Annotated in this window: 24 protein-coding genes and 1 tRNA gene; 15 read left to right on the forward strand and 10 right to left on the reverse strand. The window is 37.1% G+C overall.

Annotated elements, in window-relative coordinates; all coding sequences use genetic code 11:
• Positions 1 to 3: 3 nt before the first annotated feature.
• The 3 genes from J2756_RS03315 to J2756_RS03325 all read left to right on the forward strand — a co-directional run bounded on the left by J2756_RS03315 (position 4) and on the right by J2756_RS03325 (position 1421).
• A complete protein-coding gene (locus tag J2756_RS03315; protein ID WP_209582563.1) occupies positions 4 to 276 on the forward strand; it encodes a hypothetical protein in 273 nt (90 codons plus the stop codon).
• Between the two features lie 139 nt (positions 277 to 415).
• Complete coding sequence (locus J2756_RS03320) at positions 416 to 1132, forward strand: hypothetical protein (protein ID WP_209582564.1); 717 nt, start codon at positions 416 to 418, stop codon at positions 1130 to 1132.
• 73 nt (positions 1133 to 1205) lie between these two features.
• A complete protein-coding gene (locus tag J2756_RS03325; RefSeq protein WP_209582565.1) occupies positions 1206 to 1421 on the forward strand; it encodes a hypothetical protein in 216 nt (71 codons plus the stop codon).
• Between the two features lie 220 nt (positions 1422 to 1641).
• On the opposite strand, the gene J2756_RS03330 is transcribed toward J2756_RS03325, so the two are convergent.
• Entirely contained in the window at positions 1642 to 1932 is a 291-nt protein-coding gene (locus J2756_RS03330) for a DUF167 family protein (RefSeq protein ID WP_209582566.1), read from the reverse strand.
• 174 nt (positions 1933 to 2106) lie between these two features.
• Here J2756_RS03330 and J2756_RS03335 point away from each other — a divergent pair.
• Positions 2107 to 2190, forward strand: a tRNA-Leu gene (locus tag J2756_RS03335).
• 293 nt (positions 2191 to 2483) lie between these two features.
• On the opposite strand, the gene J2756_RS03340 is transcribed toward J2756_RS03335, so the two are convergent.
• A complete protein-coding gene (locus tag J2756_RS03340) occupies positions 2484 to 3059 on the reverse strand; it encodes a class I SAM-dependent methyltransferase (RefSeq protein WP_209582567.1) in 576 nt (191 codons plus the stop codon).
• A gap of 44 nt (positions 3060 to 3103) precedes the next feature.
• Positions 3104 to 3517, reverse strand: coding sequence for a DUF371 domain-containing protein (locus J2756_RS03345; RefSeq protein ID WP_209582569.1), 414 nt, complete (start codon positions 3515 to 3517; stop codon positions 3104 to 3106).
• 284 nt (positions 3518 to 3801) lie between these two features.
• Here J2756_RS03345 and J2756_RS03350 point away from each other — a divergent pair, with 284 nt between their 5' ends.
• Complete coding sequence (locus J2756_RS03350) at positions 3802 to 4239, forward strand: GIY-YIG nuclease family protein (protein WP_209583186.1); 438 nt, start codon at positions 3802 to 3804, stop codon at positions 4237 to 4239.
• A gap of 295 nt (positions 4240 to 4534) precedes the next feature.
• Here the strand turns inward: J2756_RS03350 and cfbC are convergent, their stop codons facing one another.
• A complete protein-coding gene (gene cfbC / locus J2756_RS03355; protein WP_209582571.1) occupies positions 4535 to 5341 on the reverse strand; it encodes a Ni-sirohydrochlorin a,c-diamide reductive cyclase ATP-dependent reductase subunit in 807 nt (268 codons plus the stop codon).
• On the reverse strand, positions 5334 to 5813 hold the full coding sequence (locus J2756_RS03360) for a CBS domain-containing protein (RefSeq protein WP_209582573.1): 480 nt from the start codon (positions 5811 to 5813) through the stop codon (positions 5334 to 5336). The genes cfbC and J2756_RS03360 overlap by 8 nt, the downstream gene beginning before the upstream one ends.
• A gap of 315 nt (positions 5814 to 6128) precedes the next feature.
• Between J2756_RS03360 and J2756_RS03365 the strand changes: the two genes are divergently transcribed.
• The 7 genes from J2756_RS03365 to J2756_RS03395 all read left to right on the forward strand — a co-directional run bounded on the left by J2756_RS03365 (position 6129) and on the right by J2756_RS03395 (position 14103).
• Positions 6129 to 6599, forward strand: a complete 471-nt coding sequence (locus J2756_RS03365) for a MarR family winged helix-turn-helix transcriptional regulator (protein ID WP_209582575.1) — start codon at positions 6129 to 6131, stop codon at positions 6597 to 6599.
• A 51-nt stretch (positions 6600 to 6650) separates the two neighbouring features.
• Entirely contained in the window at positions 6651 to 8111 is a 1461-nt protein-coding gene (locus J2756_RS03370) for an MDR family MFS transporter (protein ID WP_209582577.1), read from the forward strand.
• Positions 8112 to 8540: 429 nt separating this feature from the next.
• Positions 8541 to 9896 (forward strand): B12-binding domain-containing radical SAM protein, encoded by a 1356-nt coding sequence (locus J2756_RS03375; RefSeq protein ID WP_209582579.1) that lies wholly within the window; start codon positions 8541 to 8543, stop codon positions 9894 to 9896.
• A 284-nt stretch (positions 9897 to 10180) separates the two neighbouring features.
• The gene (locus tag J2756_RS03380; protein WP_209582588.1) at positions 10181 to 10633 is read left to right on the forward strand and encodes a hypothetical protein; all 453 of its coding nucleotides are present in this window, start codon (positions 10181 to 10183) and stop codon (positions 10631 to 10633) included.
• A 132-nt stretch (positions 10634 to 10765) separates the two neighbouring features.
• Positions 10766 to 11740 carry a calcium/sodium antiporter gene (locus tag J2756_RS03385; RefSeq protein WP_209583187.1) on the forward strand — a complete coding sequence of 325 codons (975 nt, stop codon included), beginning with the start codon at positions 10766 to 10768 and terminating at the stop codon, positions 11738 to 11740.
• A gap of 441 nt (positions 11741 to 12181) precedes the next feature.
• Positions 12182 to 12622: a MarR family winged helix-turn-helix transcriptional regulator gene (locus J2756_RS03390; protein WP_209582597.1), complete on the forward strand. Its 441-nt coding sequence runs from the start codon at positions 12182 to 12184 to the stop codon at positions 12620 to 12622.
• A gap of 68 nt (positions 12623 to 12690) precedes the next feature.
• Entirely contained in the window at positions 12691 to 14103 is a 1413-nt protein-coding gene (locus J2756_RS03395) for an MATE family efflux transporter (protein ID WP_209582599.1), read from the forward strand.
• Between the two features lie 291 nt (positions 14104 to 14394).
• Here the strand turns inward: J2756_RS03395 and J2756_RS03400 are convergent, their stop codons facing one another.
• From J2756_RS03400 to J2756_RS03420, 5 genes are all read right to left on the reverse strand, one after another.
• Complete coding sequence (locus J2756_RS03400; RefSeq protein ID WP_209582601.1) at positions 14395 to 15606, reverse strand: U32 family peptidase; 1212 nt, start codon at positions 15604 to 15606, stop codon at positions 14395 to 14397.
• A 194-nt stretch (positions 15607 to 15800) separates the two neighbouring features.
• On the reverse strand, positions 15801 to 17201 hold the full coding sequence (gene purF / locus J2756_RS03405; protein WP_209582608.1) for an amidophosphoribosyltransferase: 1401 nt from the start codon (positions 17199 to 17201) through the stop codon (positions 15801 to 15803).
• A gap of 63 nt (positions 17202 to 17264) precedes the next feature.
• Positions 17265 to 18155, reverse strand: a complete 891-nt coding sequence (locus J2756_RS03410) for a toprim domain-containing protein (RefSeq protein WP_209582609.1) — start codon at positions 18153 to 18155, stop codon at positions 17265 to 17267.
• Positions 18156 to 18186: 31 nt separating this feature from the next.
• Positions 18187 to 18369, reverse strand: a complete 183-nt coding sequence (locus tag J2756_RS03415) for a 50S ribosomal protein L37e (protein WP_071906298.1) — start codon at positions 18367 to 18369, stop codon at positions 18187 to 18189.
• 92 nt (positions 18370 to 18461) lie between these two features.
• Positions 18462 to 18704 carry an LSm family protein gene (locus J2756_RS03420; protein ID WP_209582612.1) on the reverse strand — a complete coding sequence of 81 codons (243 nt, stop codon included), beginning with the start codon at positions 18702 to 18704 and terminating at the stop codon, positions 18462 to 18464.
• A 131-nt stretch (positions 18705 to 18835) separates the two neighbouring features.
• Between J2756_RS03420 and J2756_RS03425 the strand changes: the two genes are divergently transcribed.
• From J2756_RS03425 to J2756_RS03435, 3 genes are all read left to right on the forward strand, one after another.
• Entirely contained in the window at positions 18836 to 19333 is a 498-nt protein-coding gene (locus tag J2756_RS03425) for a DUF1947 domain-containing protein (RefSeq protein ID WP_209582614.1), read from the forward strand.
• Positions 19334 to 19478: 145 nt separating this feature from the next.
• Positions 19479 to 20180, forward strand: a complete 702-nt coding sequence (arfB, locus tag J2756_RS03430; RefSeq protein WP_209582616.1) for a 2-amino-5-formylamino-6-ribosylaminopyrimidin-4(3H)-one 5'-monophosphate deformylase — start codon at positions 19479 to 19481, stop codon at positions 20178 to 20180.
• A 613-nt stretch (positions 20181 to 20793) separates the two neighbouring features.
• Positions 20794 to 20961, forward strand: a complete 168-nt coding sequence (locus J2756_RS03435) for a hypothetical protein (RefSeq protein WP_209582617.1) — start codon at positions 20794 to 20796, stop codon at positions 20959 to 20961.
• Positions 20962 to 21079: the final 118 nt, after the last annotated feature.

Consider the following 21079-nt stretch of genomic DNA (forward strand, 5'->3'; position numbering starts at 1 on the left):
AATATGGGTTTGAGGAATCTTTTTGCAGTAATAGGTGCAGTAATAGTTTTCATTGGCACAGGCACAATCATTGCTTTATCTGCAGGATATCTGGATCAGTCCGCAGGGAATTTAGTTATAAGACTTTTAGGATTGTTCATATGTTTCATACTGGCCTCAATGGTTTATAATCTCATCAAAATTGATGCAGTTGAAGACAAAAACCAAAAAAAGAACAAAAAGATTGTAACAGGTAAAAATATCTCCAGAAAGCTTGAGGAAAAACAAAAAAAGTAGAAAACGATAATTCTTTATTAATAATCTTATTTTTTTTACAAAAATAACCCCTTGACTTAAAACAGCTAGCAATGCACGGAATGGATTTAAAAAATGGGCATTCAAATAACATGAAAATATTTTAAAGGAGGTCTTACAAATGTTTTTAAGAGCTGAACCAACAAATGAGGTTGCTAAGAGTTTATTGTGTGATTTTAGTGATGTTGATGGTTTGAAAGAGGTTGTGGATAGTGTTTTGAATTTGGAGGATTCTGAAGTTTATGAGAAGCTTGTTAAGATTGATATGCCTGTTGATTCTGGTGTGAATTTGAAGGAGAATTTGAATGTTACTTCTTTGGATGAAGTTGCTGAGGATAATTTGAGTAATTTTCCGCTTAGGCTCCCTTTAACTCCTTTGATAAGTATTAAAGATTATTTTACTGTTGGTTTTTTTGTAGGAGCTATTTATAGTGTTGAAATTGGTCACAAACTTTATGAAGAGGATCTGTCCAGAGTTGCTCACAGTAAAATGATACCCCGTATACTTTCAATGCTGGAAGATTTTAATTCAAACCTTGAAACACCCCTTCCCACTGCAGAGTTCTTTAAAAGGTTGGGTAAGGTTAAATGGCAGGATAAAAAAGTTAAAAAATTCATTGAGGACCTATCTAACCTACATTTTATCTTAGCTTTCAACAAATGGGGTGGGAAAAATGTTGATTGGAACTTTCCCATAACCGAGAAAACTTTTATTAAACTTCTTGCTGGTTGTAGTGCTGTTCTAGATGGTCGTGATAGGATCTGTGTGGATGATGTGGTACGTGCTAATAAGACTTATTTGAAGTTGATTGATACTGATATTAGTGAAATGGTGTGATTTGTTATGGGTTGGAGGGATTTTGTTGCGGTTGTTGTGAGTGTTTTGACTTTTTTGGGGGTTATTGTTTTGATTGGCATTGGTTGTTCGGAGTTTTTCACCAGATTACTCCCCAAGTCAGCATCCTGCTGAAAGAATGGCCCTACTATTTGGAAGCCTAATCGCTGCTTTGCTAATTTACAATCTAATAAAAGGTAAAAAACCAGAACCTAAAGTAAATGTTGCGGATAAACATGATGTGACCAGTAAAAATATCTCCAGGAAACTTGAAAAACAGCAAAAAAGATAAAAAGGGTTGTTAATAGTTTTTAGGATATTATTTTATTTAATTAACAGATTTTCTGTGGCGGGTGATGTTTTCCTTTCGAATCATGAAAGATACTACCTAAAATTGTTACCAAAATCAAAGAACCATAAACTGTTAGGAAAGTAGTTAAAAATGTTCAAAAATGATTTTAAATCTTTGATTTAATCTTTTATGAATGTTTATTTAGTTTTAGCATCTAATTTTAAAAATAAGAGCCCATAATCTTTAAAAACTCATCTTTACCCATATTATGGATCTTTAAGGTTTTATGATGACTTTTATGTCCAGCTATAATCTCAACTGGGTTCTTGGTGAGTTTGGAAAATTCTTTTGTTATTTCCTTGTTGGCCTTGCCCTTCTGTGGAACTGATTTTATCCTGATTTCAATGGCTTCACGCCAGGTGTTGTAGCCTGAAATCTCAAATTTGTTTGATTTTGTGGAAACCTCTATGTCCACCAGTATTCCACCTTCAGATTCCCTCACTGCCTTCATAGTAACCAGTTCCATTTCTATTTTTTACGTTGATAAAACTTTAAGTATTCCTATTTTTATGGTACATATGTATTAAATCCCTGTTTCAGCACCCCTGAGAAGGAAAACATTTAAATAGTGAAAGAGAAAGATGTTGGTATGCTCTAATGTGAGTGAAATTAAATATTTGATCACGCAGGGGTGGTCGAGCGGTCAAAGGCGCTAGGTTGAGGGCCTAGTGGGGTAGTCCCTTCGCGGGTTCGATTCCCGTCCCCTGCACTTAACAATTAACTTCTATTTTTAACATTTCCGAGAATCAGATTTAATATGAGATCTCAGTTGATGAAAAAATTTTCAACGATTTATGGTTGGGTTGAGATCAGAAAATCAATCCCCTTTTAAAAACAATGTTTCAAAGTTTTAAAGGTCTAAAACGTTTACAAATAAATTTTTGAAACATTTAACAAAAAACGAAACAATTGAAAAAATATTAAAATAATATATTAAAAATAAGGTAGATTGAACCTTATAAATTGAATTTTATACATTTACTCCCTTTGAATTTTATAATTTTACTCCTTCTTGAAAATGGTGAAGGATTGAGAGGATAAAAAATCAAATTTCTCCAAAACAACGTATCCACCCTTTTCCATGACATTCAATATATCCTCTTCAGAAGTGTAGTGACCAAAAAGGTTCACAAAGTTGATTTTTTTAGTTTTTTTGTAGTCTATAATAACAATTCTTCCATCAGGAGCTAAAAATTGTTTTAAATGGTTGAAGTAACTTAAAGGTTCGGGTATGTGATGAAATACGTTCCTTAAGAAGATAAGGTTCAGATCATTTTCAAGCTCAAGACTGTTCTCTTCTGCCAAAACAGTTTCTATATTCTTCACACCCTTAATTCGAGTTTCAGACTTCACATAATCGAGATATTCTGGTTCCATGTCAACTGCGTAGACCAATCCATTTTCTCCCACCTCATCTGAAAACTTAAAGGTGAAATAACCCCCACCACAACCAATATCTACAATTTTATCGTTTTCACGTATTTTAAGAGATTTTATAATTTCAGTTGATTTAAATTCAGGTTTAGATGCCTTTTCATTGAGTTTTTTAATTTTTTTTAACTTAGAACTTCCAAACATAGGACACATCTTCCATTTTTTTTCAAGTTAAGAACATCGTTTAATCAATCAACATTTATCACAACTTTCAGGGGTTTACCCTCACTTAAATCATCTATTAAACCTTTTTTAAGGTCACATGATGCTTTATCCGCATTTATCATCAGGGTTCTGCTGCACTTGAATTCGCTTTTTCTGCAGACCATGTCTGTTGGATGGTCCAAGGTCAGTTCTGGATGTCCATAACCTTTTATTTCATCCCGAGCATTTTCTGTCTCAAGAATAACTGTTACAACTGTTTTTTCATTTTGTATTGCATTTTTCAGTTCCTCTGGAAAATCATTCATGGAAACTCCAGATGAAACCCCTATTATGCAGTCGGCCTTGATGCCTATTTCTGGTTCCATTGTAACTTCAAATGTTGTTTTATGGCGTGATGTGACGTTGGGATGTCCCTTTGCAAAGAAACTGTAGTTCATAGATACTCACTTTTCATTATGGATTATTTTTGAGATTATTTTTTGATTAAATTTTTTTTGATCATTTGTATGGTTTGAGGTTCTAAAAAAAGATGTCCTGCACTAGATTATTTATTTAAACCTTATTAAATTATGAAATAAATTTAAAAAAAAATGGTTTTTACGAGAAAGTTCATACTCATCTTGGTATAAAATTAGAACTTAATTAAAGATATACTTAGTCACTGAATTAACTGTTAAGATAAAAAATTTAGTTTAAGGAGTTTCATATGCCAAAAAATCCTTTGAAAGGTACTTACTGTTTGATAATTCACCTGAAGTCCAGACAGAATATTAAGATCGGATGTCTAGGTGAAATAAATTTTGAAGATGGTTACTACGTCTATGTTGGATCTGCACTGAATTCATTGAAAAGCAGGCTTGAAAGGCACCTTAAAAATGATAAAAAGCTTTTCTGGCACGTTGATTATCTTCTAAACAATCCCAATGCCAAGGTTGTGGATGTTGTTTTTGCAGTGAGTGGTGATAAGTGGGAGTGTCCCCTTGCATCGAATATATCCAAGTTGGGACATGAAATCAAAAATTTTGGATGTTCAGACTGCAAATGCCCTTCGCATCTATTTTACTTCCCTGATCTGGAACTATCAAAAAAGATATGTTTAGAATCCTTTGAAAAGTTGGGGCTTCAGCCCAAGGATCTGGAGGATCTGGAAAAGATTTAGATAAATGGTTTCAAGGTACAGATCATCACTAAAAAAATTCAGTTTTTATAACTAATCTCATGATGCTTAGCTTGGTGAGTATATGCTCCAAAGTTTTAGGATAATTGAATGGCATCATCAATTAAAATGAAAATTCTATTTAAAAAAATTATGGGAAAGGTTAAAACTTATCATTATATTACGGCTTGCATGAATCTGCTGAACTTTATTTTTAAGGTGAAAGGTAGTGGGTTCTTAAGGTGAAAAATAGCGGGAATATTTTAGTAAAAATGAAAATTTAAAATTAAAAAAAAGTTTACTGGAACTTCCTGAAAAATTCCTCGAACTCATCCACGCCCATGGGCTGGGGAACAACAAATTCCTGGTTTCTGTATATCTTCTCTGCAAGTTCCCGATATTTTTGTGCCTGTTCAGAGTCTGGAAACTTTTCAAGAACTGTTTTTGCATCGTATTCACTCTGCTGGACCAGTTCGCTTCGAGGTATAACTTCTATGACCTTCGTACCAATCCTCTTGGCGAATTTTTCAACGATCTCAACTTCCCTGTTGGTGCCTCTGCAGTTGCAGATGATGCCTCCAAGGCGGCTTTTGAGTTTCTGGATGCCCTGGGATATGTTGTTTGCAGCGTAGAGTGCCATGTACTCTCCAGATGTGACTATGTAAACCTCATCTGCAAATTCTTCCCGCAGTGGTACTGCGAATCCACCACAGACAACATCTCCAAGTACATCGTAGATGATGACTTCAGGTTCTGGCTTGAAGACTTCAAGTTTCTCAAGGAGATTCATTGCAACTATGACTCCCCGCCCTGCACATCCCACTCCTGGTTTTGGACCTCCACTTTCAACACAGTCCACTTTTCCATAGCCTTTAAAGAGAATGTCATCCTTTTTAACGTCCTTTTTTTCTTTGACAACATCAAGGATGGTTGGTATTCTCCGCCCCACAAGGGTTCTGGTTGTGTCTGCCTTGGGGTCGCAGCCTATTACAAGGACATTTTTATCTTTGGAGTAGGCTGCTGCAATGTTTGAAACCACTGTGGATTTTCCAATCCCTCCTTTACCATATATGGCTATTCTTTTGGTTTTTGAGGCCTCAGTCATTACCCTTCACCATGGCTCCGATTATGTCTCCCCTCGTGACTATTCCAATGAGTTTTTTATCTGCATCAAGCACTGGAAGTCTTTTGATGTGGTGGGAGTCCATTAGCTCTGCTGCATCAGATATTTGAGCATCCTTTGAGATTGAAACCACTTTTTTGGTCATTATATCTCCGATTAAAACTGAGCTTGCCCTTTCCATGTCTTCTGCAAGTTCGTCCATTTCGTACTTCATCTTCACAGGGAGTTCTATGAGGTCAAGGGGTGCAGGGAGTATGAGGTTTATTTTGGGTGAGTGAATTTCAAGCATCCTCATTATATCGCCTTCACTCACTATTCCAACAACGTGGTTTTCATCGTTAACTACTGGGGCTCCGCTTATCTTGTTGTTTCGAAGGACCTGTGCAACATCCACTATTTTATCAGTTGATTTGAATTTTACTACATTTATTTCCATGGCATCTTCAATCTTCATTACTCATCAACTCCTCCATAAACAGCTTCAGCTGTCCTGATTTATCCCATCATCAAATATACATATGTTTCATTTATACAAAGGGTTTACCTATATGCAAGGTTTTAAAATAAAATTGCTTTTAGTATCCTTCTTTTATTTAAGTTTTTTATTCCTTTTTTGGTTTTTATACTACTTTCATTTTACGTTCCTAACAGGATCATAAAAGTTTAAATAGTGAATAATTAAATTTTATAATAATTCAGAAAATTAACTATTAATTTGGATTGAAAAATTGTGAAAAAACATAGGATTAGATAAAAGTGACGTGATACCTTGAAAGATGAAAATATTGATGAAATACTTGATAACCTTTTAATTTATCTTCCTCTTTTCTATCAAAAGGCCATAAAGCCAAAAAATCCGGATATAAAACAGAAACACCAGGTTTATTATCAGATACTTGGAATACTTGAACATTTTGATAATTTGCCCATATCCCACCTTGGAAAACGCCTCTTCGTATCGAAGCCCAACATGACCTCCCACATCGACAAACTCGTTGCAGACGGAATGGTCGAACGTGTACCTGATGAAAAGGATCGGAGAATAATCCGTGTGAGAATCACAGAGAAAGGACTGCGCTTCATAAAGGAATCACGTGATATCATCAATGAAATCATAAAGTACAACCTTTCACCCCTCGATGAATCAGAGCTTGATGAGCTCAATGGCTGCCTTAGAAAGATAAGGGAATTCATGCATAAAATCGACACAATGGAAGAAATACATCGTAAAACTCCTTAAAACTTACGAATAAATGAATGTTATAATTTTTAATTTATTGGAGGATACTTAATGGAAAATGAAAAATCAAAGGGCTCTGAAGCCCTCAACATCAAACTTCTACTGGGTGGACTGATGATAAGTCTTCTTGTAGGTGCTCTGGACAACTCCATAATGAGCACAGCCATGCCCAAGGTCATTGCAAGTCTTGGAGGAATGGCATACTACGTCTGGCCCTTCACAATCTACCTTTTAACATCAACAATTGCAATAATACTTTCAGGAAAATTATCAGATATATACGGCCGTAAAAAGGTTTTAATCACGGGAATAGTTATTTTCATAGTGACATCGGTTCTCTGCGGTTTCTCCCAGAACATCATGGAACTCACATTCTTCAGGGGACTGCAGGGAATAGGTGGGGGAATACTCATGACCATCCCCTTCATAGTTGTGGCTGAAGTCTTCCCTCCCAGGGAGAGGGGAAAGTACATGGGAATTCTCTCCTCCGTGTTTGGATTTGCAAACGTTCTCGGACCCGTGCTCGGCGGTTTCATAACCGACTTCATGGGATGGGAATGGGTTTTCTACGTGAACATCCCAGTGGGAATTACAGCCATATACATGCTCAGATCCTACTTCCCACACCTAGAGATAGTTATAAAAGAAGGTGTAATTGATTACGCTGGAATTGTGACCTTAACTGCAGCTTTAAGTGCACTTTTCCTGGGCTTAACCTTCGTGAGGAGCACGGCAGTTTCATCAGGCCTCGTTGCATCTCTCTTCATATTTGCAGGGTTTATGCTTTTAGTCTTCATTTACGCTGAGAAAAAAGCCCGCGAACCCATTTTACCAATGAAACTATTTAAAAACTCCATATTCAATGTTTCATCCATTGCAATGTTTCTTTCAAGTGCTGTGATGTTCTGTGGAATCATCTACATACCATTATTTATTCAGGGAGTGCAGGGAATGAGTGCTTCAACCTCCGGACTCTTAATAACTCCAATGCTTGTGAGTCTCACCATTGCATCCCTCATTACCGGGCAGATCATTTCAAGAACCGGTACCTACAAAAAACTGGCAGTTCTGGCATTCGTACTGCTTACCCTGGGTATCGGACTTCTTTCAACCATGAACACCAGTACAGGATTTGTTGTACTTATAATCTACTCAACCATATTAGGTATTGGAACCGGTATGATGTACCCAATATTCAACGTTGCAGTGCAAAATGCTGTTCCAATGAGGGAGCTTGGAACTGTTACAGCTTCAATGCAGTTCTTCCGTAACATCGGAGCAACTGTGGCCCTTCCGGTATTCGGAGTTATTGTGAACATCACCGTCAACATGGACATCCAGACATCTAAAAACGTTTCACCAGCACTCATGAGCCTTGGAATACACAACGTGTTCATATCTGGACTTGTGATAAGTTTTGTGGGACTTCTGGTTTGTTTCTTGCTGAAGGATAAAGTTTTGGCTGGTAGGGGTGATTTTGAAGTTGAGAAGAAGGATTTGGCTGGGGAATAAGATTTTGCAGGTGAACTTCTTTTTTCTTTTATTTTTTAAGGATAAAAATAAAAAAATGGAATATTTTCATGATTTTATACATAAAAAGTAGTAATAAACCATATAAAGATATCTTATAAATTAAACATTCACTTTATTAAAACTTTGAAGTGATAGCTTTGAACACCCCCTTTTACTGAAATTATCGGTAAAAAAGAAGGATATATTGTTTTAATTCCATTCAATTTCTTGATAAATCTGATTAGAGAAAAAAGAAGGTTTAATGTTTTCAACGGAAAAATATTTAATTCCCATAAATCTCATTCTCAAATTAATATTCTCCCCAGTTAAATTATCACTCTGAGATTATCTGAAACCCCATTCGAAGGTTTTAAGGGGATGTAATTCATTAATTAAAATAATTCATTGAACTGATAATCGAGGTGAACCATGAAGGTAACGTTCATAAATCCGCCGCAAACCAATTCTAAATACAAATTTATAGGAGTTGTGGCCCCGCCTCTTGGAATAAGTTACATGGCAGCTGTTCTGGAGGAAAAAAATTTTGATGTGAGCATCATAGATGCTTCTGCACTTGATATGACCTGGGAAGCTCTTGAAAAAGAAATAGAGAATGTTTCACCGGATGTTATTGCGGTGACTGCACTAACACCAACCATAAGTCAGGCCATGAAAACTGCAGAAATTGCAAAGAAAACCTGTCCAGACGCCGTGATAGTCCTTGGAGGATACCATCCAACCTTCAACTATGAAGAAGTCCTGGAGAAGGATTTTGTTGATGTGGTTGTTAGGGGAGAGGGAGAAAATACCATGCTTGACCTTGTGGAAACCCTTGAAAGGGGAGGTGATCTATCAGAAGTTAAAGGAATAGCCTTTGAGGATACAGTTACACCTTTACGTCCACTCATAACAGATCTCGATAGTTTACCGTTCCCTGCAAGGCACTTGCTTCCAATGGACCATTACAAACTCTTCAACATGGACACTAAAATGGCAACCATGGTAAGCAGCAGGGGCTGTCCAATGCAATGCTCTTTCTGTGCATCTGCAGCACTTCACGGCTCTAAAATGCGTATGAGAAGTCCTGAGAATGTTGTGGATGAAATGGAACACCTTGTGAAGGATCATGGCGTTGAAACCATAGCCTTCATGGACGACACCTTCACCCTGAAAAGGAGCAGGGTTGAGAAGATCTGTGCTGAGATCAAAAGAAGGAACCTTGATGTTTTCTGGGGTTGTACAGCCCGTGTTGACACTTTGTCCGAGGATGTGATAAAGCAGATGAGGGAAGCTGGATGCATAGCCATGTTCATGGGTGTGGAATCTGCTGATCAGCAGGTTCTGGATGAGGTTGACAAGAAGATCAGCGTTGAAAAGATCAGACGTGCATTCGAGATTTCAAGGAAGGAAAAAATGCGTACCATAGCTTCTGTGGTGCTTGGAATGCCTGGAGATACCAAGGAAAGTATAGCCAGGACAGTGAAGTTTGTGAAGGAACTGAATCCTTCCTACGCAATTTTCAGCCTGGCCACACCCTACCCTGGAACCCGTTTCTACCAGCAAACCCTTGAAAAGAACCTTATAAAGGTCAGGGACTGGTCCAAGTACACCCTCATTTCCCCCATCCTTGAAACAATGGAGTGCTCCCTGGAAGAACTTAAAAATATGCAGAACAAAGCTTTCTGCAAGTTCTACCTGCGTCCTGGTTACATTCTGCGCCAGGCATGGATGGACGGACCAATGTTACTGCGGACAATTGTATCTGTTGTCAGGGAAGTGATCTGAGGATCATTTCTTTCTATTTTTAGGAGGGATTAAGAGAAACTATCAGAAGTATTAGTTTAAAGAAGAAAATCTTAAAATTGAGTTTTAAAATTGATTAAGGCCAATGAAGTTTTTTTTAAAAATTCAATAATTGTATCAGTTCATGAATAAATGATCTTAACATACTTACCACTTTTTTTATCAATTACAGTAATACAAGCTAGAAGTTACTACCCTAATTTTAAATGCAGGAATTTTTATATAATTGAAGTGAGTAAATATAAGACTTCATTGAAGGTAACTTTATGACACGGAAATACACTGCAGTGAAGTACTGTAAATGGTGTGGGGATCCCTTCCTAGTTAAATCACCCAACCAAAAGTACTGTTCACCAGAGGTTAAAAATTGCAGTAAGGAAGCTAAGCGCGAAAGCTGGCGTAAAGCAGCACATAAATACAGGGAAAACTACAAAGACGTCCTTAACATATCCCAGGTTTACAAGCTGGGATCTGGATTCCTAAGCAGTAAACCGCAGAAAGAATTTGATGCTGAGTACAGGGCCATACAGAAGGAAAAGAAAAGGCTTAAGTTGAACAGCATAGGGATAGGATTCTGGTTCTGGGTTCAGTACAACCTGCCTTTAATGCGAAACCTCATGGAAAGAGGGGAAAACCCTTTAATAAATTTTTACGTGAATTTTATTGCAGTTGGAGTTTTATTGATAATTGTGTTTGTTTTTGGAGTTTACTATAAATAATACTTTTCACTATTTTTTTATATAAACTTATGATGGTCAAGTATGAGGGTCGGAAGTGCATTTCCTAACCCCTGATCGTTAGTCATTTAAAATTTATAAAAAAATTATAAAAATCTGGTGGAAACTGTGGAAATGATGATAATATATGTTTTAGCCATGGTAGTATCACTTATACTGGTAATAAAGACTGCAGATATATTTGTAGACAATTTAGTTGCCATAGGTGAAGCCAAAGGAATATCACAGATCATTTTAGGAGTTACAGCTTCCGCAGTTGGAACATCTCTGCCAGAGTTTGGTTCAGCAGTTATAGCCATATTAAGCGGCACCCCTGATATTGGAGTTGGTGTGGTTATTGGATCCAACATATGGAACATTGCAGGTATTTTAGGCATATCTGCATTTGTTGCAGGATTTATAAAGACTGGAAAAGAAGAGTTAAAACGTGACGGTCTCATGACTTTGTTAACTGCCCTGATGCTCATGTTTTTCATGTTTTTCATGACCAAATTAAATGCAGTAGTCGGGATCGTGATGATCGTAGCTTACTGCATCTACCTGTGGATTCTGATAAAAAAACAAAAAGAACACAGCAGTGAGCTTGAAAAACAAGAAAAACTCAAAAATAACGTTCCAAATAACATTAAACATCCAGATCTTAAGAAAAACTATATATTGAGTATTGTAGGGATTTTAGGACTTGCAATTGGATGTAAAATCATGGTCTGGAGTGGTGTGGAAATTGCAAATATTATGAACATTCCCCAAATGATAATCGGACTTTTTGCCCTGTCCATTGGAACAAGTGCACCCGAATTCGTTGTAACCTTAAGCTCTGCAATGAAACGACTTCACAGCCTTTCAATGGGAACTGTACTTGGAAGTAACATATTCAACATACTGATAGGTATAGGCATTCCATCTCTCTTCCTTGCAATTCCAGTAGAATCCCTTTCCGTGACCTTTGATGCACCTGTGATGATTCTTGTAACTTCTCTCTTACTTATAATGGCTTCAAGAAAGAAAAAACTTACGAGATGGGGCGGTCTGGTCTTGATGTTGATCTATTTAATGTACATTATCATTAGAATATCTATTTCAGTTTGAAATGTTAGGAACATGTACAAAAAGGTTTTAAATACAAGCATTGGCAAGTACGTGTGTACAAACCTTAAAATAATAATTAAAAACACTTTTTTTTTAACTAGATAATTTATTTACCAATTATACATTTTATTAGTTCTTTAACTGCATTTTGATTTTAGGAGTTTCAACTTAAAATCTAAAAATTTATAATAATAATTTAATTTTAATATAATTCCTTTAAATGTTGATATTATCAAAAAAATGTTAAAAATTATTTTTTAATTAAAACCAGCTTCAAAAAAAGATCATGAAAAAACATGAACAATTTGTTGTCATGACAATTGTTGTCATGACAACATTTATATGGGGGTGCTACATAATATATAACATGCCTAAAAAACAGCCCCTCAACAGGTAAACTAGATTTAAACAGATAAAATGAAAAAAAACAGGATAAAAATAATGAGCTCAGACATTCCACTTCCAGGACTTTTGTCCATTATCAGCCGTAACCATTTTATTTTTATCAACAAAGAAACAAAGGATTTAGATCTTACAGGAGGTCAATTTCCCTGTTTAATAGCGATTTCACATAAACCTGGAACCACTCAGGATTACATTGCAAACAAACACCAGATAGATAAGGGATCAATCGCACGTGCCGTGAAAAAATTGGAGGACAACGAATTTGTACACCGCATTCCCGACCCAAAAAATCGCCGTAAATACCTCCTTTTCCTAACAAAAAAGGGAGAAAACCTCATACCTCAAATCAGAAGTATCGAAGAAAAATGGGAAAAAATGGTGTGTGAAGGGCTAAAAGAAGATGAAAAAGATAATTTAATGGAATTTCTGACTTTACTTGCTGAAAATAGTATAGAAAAAATTAAAAAGCAAGATTAACATTTAAAAATCCCAGATAATATTAAAAAACCTTAAAATTAATCGTAGTTATTCTTTGGTGAAGTATAATGCAAAAAGAACAATCACAAACAAATAAAAATTCTCCGCCAGGAGATGACAAAACTGATGGAGTCTCCATGATTATGGGAGACCCAAAAAAGGCAATAATAAAACTTTCAGGACCGATGATCGTTTCAATGATCCTCATGACCCTTTACAACCTGGTCAATGCAGTTTGGGTTGCAGGTCTTGGTGGAGATGCCCTTGCAGCAGTGGGATTTGTAACACCACTATTCATGGTACTCATTGGACTCAGCAACGGCCTGGGTGCAGGTGCAGCATCTGCAATAGCACGTTACATAGGTGCAGATAATAAAAAATGTGCAAATAACGCTGCAATGCATACACTGATCATTACAATAGCTATTTCCATTGTTCTGACTGTGCTGCTGCTTGTGTTCCTAAAACCAATACTTGTACTTCTAGGTGCAGGAAGCACCATAGACCTTGCAGTTCAGTTCGGACAGGTCACCTTCGGGGGAACCATCCTCATGCTCTTTACAGGTGCAGTTTACGGAGTTCTCCGTGCAGAGGGAGATGCTAAAAGGACCATGTATGCGATGGCAGCATCATCAGTCCTGAACATGATCCTTGATCCCATACTTATCTACTGGGCAGGATTGGGTATTTCAGGAGCTGCATGGGGTACAGTTATATCCATGGCCTTCGTTGCCATTGTCATGCTCTACTGGTTCTTCGTGAAGAAAGACACCTATGTTTCATTCTCGTTTAAGGACTTCGTACCGGATCGGAAGGTGAGCAAAAACATTTTAGGTGTTGGTCTGCCTGCAAGTGCCGAGTTCTTTGTGATGTCAGTACTTGCAGGTGTTCTTAATGGTATTCTGGTCATGGTTGCAGGAACAGATGCAGTTGCAGTGTATTCTGCAGGATGGAGGGTTGTGATGATGGCCACCATGCCAATAATAGCTGTGGGGACTGCTGTGATCACAGTTGCAGGTGTATCCTATGGATCTAGAAGATACGAAAACATTTCCATAACACACAAGTACTCTATAAAGGTGGGGCTCATCATCGCAGCCATCACAAGCGTTTTAACCTTCATATTCGCACCTTACATTGCCATGATATTTGCCTACACTCCACAGAGTGCACCGCTGGCACCTACCATTGCTGCGTTCCTTCAGGTGATGTGTTTCTTCTACATCTTCATGCCACCGGGAGTGATGTCCGGCTCAGTCTTCCAGGGTGTTGGTAAGGGAATGAGCTCCCTCACACTGACCTTACTCAGGAACCTGGCTTTCATTGTTGTGTTTGCATACCTACTGGCAATACCTCTGGGTCTGGGACAACAGGGAGTATGGTGGGGAATCGTTGCCGGAGATATTGTAGGAAGTGTGGTGGCCTACACATGGGCACACACTTACATCAACAGGTTAAGGGGAAACCCAACCCAAAAATAACCTTTAAGAAGTTGTGGATTTCAAGAGATGTTCTTTTATCCACCATATTTTTTTGCAATTAAATTCTGAATGAACAAGAATCAGATAATTCATTTTTTAAATTTTAGAATAAAAATTAGATTAAAAAAGGGCATTAGTAATTAAAAGGTGATATTAACTATTAAAACAACGATTATTCTATTAATTAACAAGAATTGTTAGAAAAATTATTTTTACTTCTGAATTTTTCATTGCATGAAACTGTAAATAAACATTTTTTTTTAAGTCCTAAATGAAATAGTTCCATTAATTCTACTTTTTAACCCTCTTATAAACAGAATCACTTGCCCTTACCTTATCCACAACAGAAATCGCCACATTCTGGCCTTTAAATCCTTTTTGAATGTTTTCACCGTTTATCTGTATGGACTCAACCCTCTGAATAAGGGATCCAGTTGTTGGTCCCTGGATCATAACTTCATCACCCACTTCAAGGTCATTCCAGAGTCTTATTTCTGCTGCAGAAACCCTGCTGTAGTAGTTCACAACCTCACCAACATCCTGCTTTATATGGGTTGATTCATTGCATCCACTGATTTTATAGGGTTTTCTGAGGTAAAATCCTGTGTCAAACCCCCTGTTGAAAACCTTACGAAGATCTGACATCCATCCATCAACTCGTTCCTTTTTGTTGATATCCCATGAACCACTGGTGTAAATATTAATTGCTTCCCTGTAAACCTTTGTAACTGTTGCAACGTAATCTGCAGGTCTTGCACGGCCCTCTATCTTAAAAGCATCAATTCCAGATTCTATAAGTTCTGGAATGTGTTCAACCATACAAAGGTCATGTGGACTTAAAATATGAGTTGTATCAGAAACTGATCCCCTTGACACATTCATTGAAATCTCTTCACCATCTCCAGACAAGAGTTTCCATTCCTTTCTGCAGGGCTGGAGACATTCTCCACAATTAGCACTCTTATCGTAGAGATGTGAACTTAAAAAGCACCTTCCAGACACTGCCATGCACATGGCTCCATGTACAAATGTTTCAATTTCCATCTCTGTTCTGGATTTGATCAGTTTGATGTCATCAAGTGACAGTTCCCTTGAGAGGATGGCACGTTCCACTCCGAGTTCTTCAAGGATCTTCAATGATTCTGTGTTGGACAGGTTGGCCTGAACACTCATGTGAACTGGAACACCCTGTTCACGTGCAACCTTCAGTGCCCCCAGATCTGAAACTATCACTGCATCAGCACCAGAATCCCTGATAAGGGGCATTACATTTTTAAGATGTTCTATTTCTTCTTCCTTCATTATGGTGTTGGTGCAGATGTACAACTTCACATCAGATTCATGACATGTGTCTGCAGCCCTTTTAAGGTCTTCAAGTTTGAAGTTTGCAGCATGGGCCCGCATGTTGCAGCCTTCCATACCTATATAAACTGAATTTGCACCATTTTTAAGTGCAGAGTTCAGTGCTGCAAAATCCCTTGCTGGAGAGAGAAGTTCTACCATTTTAATCACCGTACATTATACAATTATCATCTAACTATGTAGATCCAGTTTTATAAATCTAATTTTGAATACATCAGTTTTAAATTCAATTTAAAAAAAGAATAAAAAATGTAAATTAAAAAAAAATAACGATTAAAAATCCGATTTAACGTTTTTATGAATTTTTTTATGAGCTAAATTCTAAAAAAATCTTTTCAGCACCTGTCAGCCTCATATTCTTCAATATTTTCAGGTAAAGTTGTTGGATATTCTCCTGTAAGACATCCCATGCAGAGTTCATCTCTTTCAAGACCTATACATTCCACAAGGGATTTTTTATCAAGGTATCCCAAAGAATCCACGCCCAGAATCTGTCTTATCTCTTCAACTTCCTTGTCAGATGCTATTAACTCTTTTTTGGTCGCCATTGCTATTCCATAGTAACATGGAGAAGTTATTGGTGGACAACCCACCCTTAGATGTATTTCCTTAACCCCTGCATCTCTCAGAACCTTTACAAGGGATTTTGATGTTGTTCCACGAACCACACTGTCATCAACAAGTACTATGCTCTTACCTTCAAGCTCGGATTTTATAGGGTTCATTTTAAGCCTCACAGAGGTTTCACGTTCCTCCTGTGTTGGCATGATGAAGGTTCGTCCTATGTAACGGTTCTTTATAAGTCCTTCACCGTATTGTAATCCTGATTCCCTTGAATAACCTATTGCTGCTGTTATTGCTGAGTCTGGTACTGGCATTACAACATCAGCATCAACTGGGAATTGTTTTGCAAGGGCTTTTCCAATGTTCAAACGAACATTGTAAACTGATCTACCGTCCAGAATACTGTCAGGACGGGCAAAATAAACATATTCAAACATACAGTGAGCACGAGGCATCTTCTTGTCTTCAAAGATTTTGTAATGTTTTATTTCATCGTTTATAACAAGAATCTCACCAGGCTCTATGTCCTGAACATATTCCGCCCCTACAACATCAAAAGCAACAGTTTCAGATGCCACAATGGTAACATCACCAAGTTTTCCCATGGAAAGTGGTTTTATTCCTATGGGGTCACGTACAACAATAAGATCATCATTTACAAGTATAACAATAGAATAAGAACCAATCAACCGCTTTGAAACGTTCTGAACAGATTCAACCATGTTCCCTGTCTTAGAGTATTCCACTGAAAGAAGCTGGAATAGTACTTCTGAATCTGTTGTTGAATTGAATTTATGGCCGAGAAGCTGTAATTCCTTCCTCAGTTCCATTGAATTAATTATATCCCCATTGTGGGCTATTGCAATGGTTCCAGATTCGAATTCACTGAAGAATGGCTGTGAATTTTCAAGTTTTGATTTTCCAGTTGTTGAATACCTCACATGACCTATGCCCACGTTACCGTCGAGCCCGTCCATGTTTCCATTATTAAAAACGTCACAAACAAGACCCATTCCCCTGAACGTGCTCATTTCCTGGCCGTCATGGGTGGATATCCCCGCAGACTCCTGTCCTCTATGCTGCAGAGAATACAATCCGTAATATATGTATCTTGAGACGTTATCGGATTTTTTATTAGAGTAAGCTCCTACAATACCACATTTATCCCGCAATTCAAATTCTCCCTGATATTATACAGATAAAAACCCGTTCAAAATTAGTTAAACACACAAAATTTATTGTTTGAGTAGGTTGGGACTGAATTTTTCATCATCAAACTCTTCCTTTAAATCATCTATTTTAGAATCATAAAAAATTAGAACAGTTCTGATTATCTTTAACCAGCCTGCGGCATCCTCTTTTGAGGGTGCTACAATGTAACCTTGACCTACAATGATTTTTTCAGGTTTAAATTCGTTAGATATAAAATAAATTTGTTCTTCATCAATTAATTCTTCATCGAAGGCCTCTTTCCATAGTTCATCCAATGGAAATACTTCGAATAGATCTTTATTCCTGAGTATTTGATACTTGTTCTTTGTATCTGCGTATCTCTGCTTCACGTTTTTAAATTCGTCTTCGCTGATCTTGAGTTTTTCCCTGAACTTCTCCTTTGACTCTGCTATTTCATTGTTTTTAGAAATTAATTCCTGGTTTTCAGCAGTTAAGGCTTTTCTTTCTTCTTTGAGTGCCTTGAGTTTATCTTTGGATTCCCAGAGTTTTTCCTCAATTTCTGTGTACTTCTGTATGTTAGCAATGGATATGAGTCCTGCACGTATTATGGCATTCTTGATCTCGTGCCTTATGATCACGGGATCCATGTACTCCACATCATGGCCAAATGGAAGTTTCATACGTTCAATATGGCCTACTTCCTTTTTAAGACATTTTTGGAACTTATCTGCAAGTTCCCTGCCTGGTGCATCAACATCCGTTGCAATTAAGAGTATGTCAGCACCCCTGACTGCTTTTTTAGCTATTTCAGGGTTGGTTGTTGGAATTATGGCGGAGATGGTGATGTGGTACTCCGCTCCAAGGGCTATGTTCTGCATTGCCCTGGAAACCTTCTCCACATCAGAGGCACCTTCCACAATTATCCTGACATCTATTGGATTTACAGCATCCATATCTTTTCAACCTACTTATATTTCAGTTAATTTATTTCAGCCTGTAACCTGTGATTTTTTTGTTCTGCCAGTTGTAACTTCGGATCCTCTTGGATTTTCCGAACCCACAGGCTGCGCAGTATTTTTTACGTGCGTGGTATGAGTTTTTACCACAGCGCCTGCATCTGATATGGGTTTTTTTATTACGCTTACCAAATGATGGTGTTCCTTTCATTTATTCAATCCTCCAATAAAATTGCAATTTAAAAAATTTTTAGTTTAGATCAGAAATTAGATCAGAATAGTATAAGTTGTAGGTTACTTATTCTATCCTGGTGATATATAAACTATGTTGTCGCCCCTTATGAGAACGACTCCTAACCTTCGTGAGGACTCGCCGCCTTCTAATTCTTCAGCGTCATTCAAGACTAAGTTCATATGCATGTCAAAACTGTTGAGAACTCCTCTAAATTCTCTTCCACCTTTGAGTTTAATGAGTACCTGGGAGTTTAATGATTTACCTAACACATCAAGTGGTCTTGATGTATTCAAATTCTTCTGTGCATTCACAATATCACCTTTCCTATAACTTCAATGTTTGTTTGATTTATATTTAAATGTATGCGTTGTTAATATAATGTAGTATAAAAGTTTTAATTGGAGTTTATTTAGGAAATAATATTTGTCATCAAAGCTTATATATGAATAAGGTGTGTTTTAAATTGAAGATCAGAAAAAGGTACTATCTTAAAAAGAAAAAACTTAAAGAAGTTCAGGAAAAACTCGGTGTATACTCAGAATTAATAGGTTCCAAGAGTAAGGTTGAAATTATTGAAACCGACCTTCCAGACATCCTACTTGTTGATGGGGAGCCCCTCGTGATGATGCTGGACGGTGCGCCACTTCCAACCATTAAGGGTGCCCTTAAAATGGACATCACATCCAGTTACGTTGTTGTTGATATGGGTGCTGTTAAATTCGTTGCAAAGGGTGCAGATATAATGTCACCGGGTATAGTGGATGCAGACCCATCAATAGAAGAGGGTGATCTCGTTGTTATCCTTGAGGAAACCCATAAAAAGCCACTTGCAGTTGGCAGAAGCTTAATATCAGGACCTGAAATGGTTGAAAACAGTGAAGGAAAAGCTGTGAAAAGCCTTCACTACGTTGGGGATGAGATATGGAATCTGGAAATATAAGGTTCAAAGTTGAAGGACACATCTAAAATTAAAGGATTAATTTTAGAATTAATCCTTAATTTATATCCTTTAACAAAATCTTTTTGAATATTTAACGAATTTTAAAGTTACAAAAGTTAAAGCTAATGATTTTGAAGGTGTTTCAATGGTAAAACTCAGATACTCATCAGGAAATGTTATCTCACCAGATGTTCATGGTATTGGTGTGCTTGCAGTTGGATCGCACAGGGAGAACCATGGTGCTGCCCTGCCAATTGATACCGATTCAAAGGTCGCTGCATATATTGCACTTCAGGCATCATTAAAAACTGGGGCAACCTTTTTAGGCATACTTTACGCTGCCACAGAATATGATTACGTGAAGCACGGTGATCATCTGCCTGTGGATGAACTCGTTGAAGGGGAGCTGAAACCAACACTGAGATCTGCAAAGAAATGTTTAGGTCTCAGGAAAGTGGTTCTTGTAAATGGCCACGGTGGCAACGTACCCATAAAAGATTACACCGAGGATCTTGAAGGGGATCTGGACCTTGAACTCATTTTCAACAACAGTATCGTTGAGATGGAGGGTCCACATGCAGGGACTGGGGAACTGTCAATGGCAGCATTTCTTGGTTTTTTAGATGAATCAAAACTTGATGAACACTGTAATTTTGATAAGTACCCTGAAGTGGGAATGGTGGGATTACATGAGGCCCGCAAAGCTGAAGAGGGCATTGACGCTGGGGCAGTGGAAGTTGAGAAAGTTGGGGTTTGTGTTGACAGGGAACTGGGCATGAAACTCCTTGATGATGCTGTTTCGAGTGTTGTTGTGGACATTAAGAGTAGTCTATCCAATTTAAAATGATTTTTTTCGACATGCTTCATTAACATAATCAATGGTAGATCCACTGAAACCCTATTTTTTTTATAATTTTTTATTTTAAAGAGTTTTAAGAAATTTTTATGAAAAAGAAGGGTGAATAAAAAAAATATATTAATTCCCTAATGAAAATGAAGATCAAAGGGGGCTTTCAAATTAAAAATCGTCAAAAGGGTTTTTTTAGTAGGAATATTGATCATATGCCTTGTTCTGGCCGTTTAATATATTTAAAATCAGATAAAAATACAAGTACCCCCATCTAAAAAATCCATGGTTATAAAACATTTTCTAAAGATGGAATTTCATTCAAGTATCCTGAAAACTGGAATGATTATACAAAAGAAACCAGTACTGAAGGTTGTATAGTTTCTGTAGGAGATCTTGAATCCAAATTTATTGGAAAGATACCCTCTTCATTATTCGCATTAACTGGAACAAAAACTACTGCGGAAAACGAAGATATCCTAGCAAAAAGGACTGTTCAAGATTTCTTAAACAACACTCGAAATCTCCAGGTTATCCAGGATATCATCTAAACACAACACCAGTTAGAGAATTTAGATTAAGTGGTTCAAAGGCCTATGAGATTAAGTTGACCATGCGCAACGATGCCAATACTGATTACGGTACTGAATACACTCACCTAGTTTCATTTGAAAAAGATGGTGTTGTGTACGTTATGATGTGCACAGCAATGGATCCCATGATTGGAGAGTCTGATAAAAACTTTGACATTATAATCAACAGTTTTCAGGTTAATTCCTAGGATCAAATTTTTTTTATTTTAAATTATCATATTACAAGAAATAATAATTGAAGAAATAATAATTGAAGAAATAATAATTGAAGAAATAATAATTGAGGAAATAATAATTGAGGAAATA

It is taken from the genome of Methanobacterium aggregans (assembly GCF_017874455.1).
Taxonomy (GTDB): domain Archaea; phylum Methanobacteriota; class Methanobacteria; order Methanobacteriales; family Methanobacteriaceae; genus Methanobacterium_C; species Methanobacterium_C aggregans.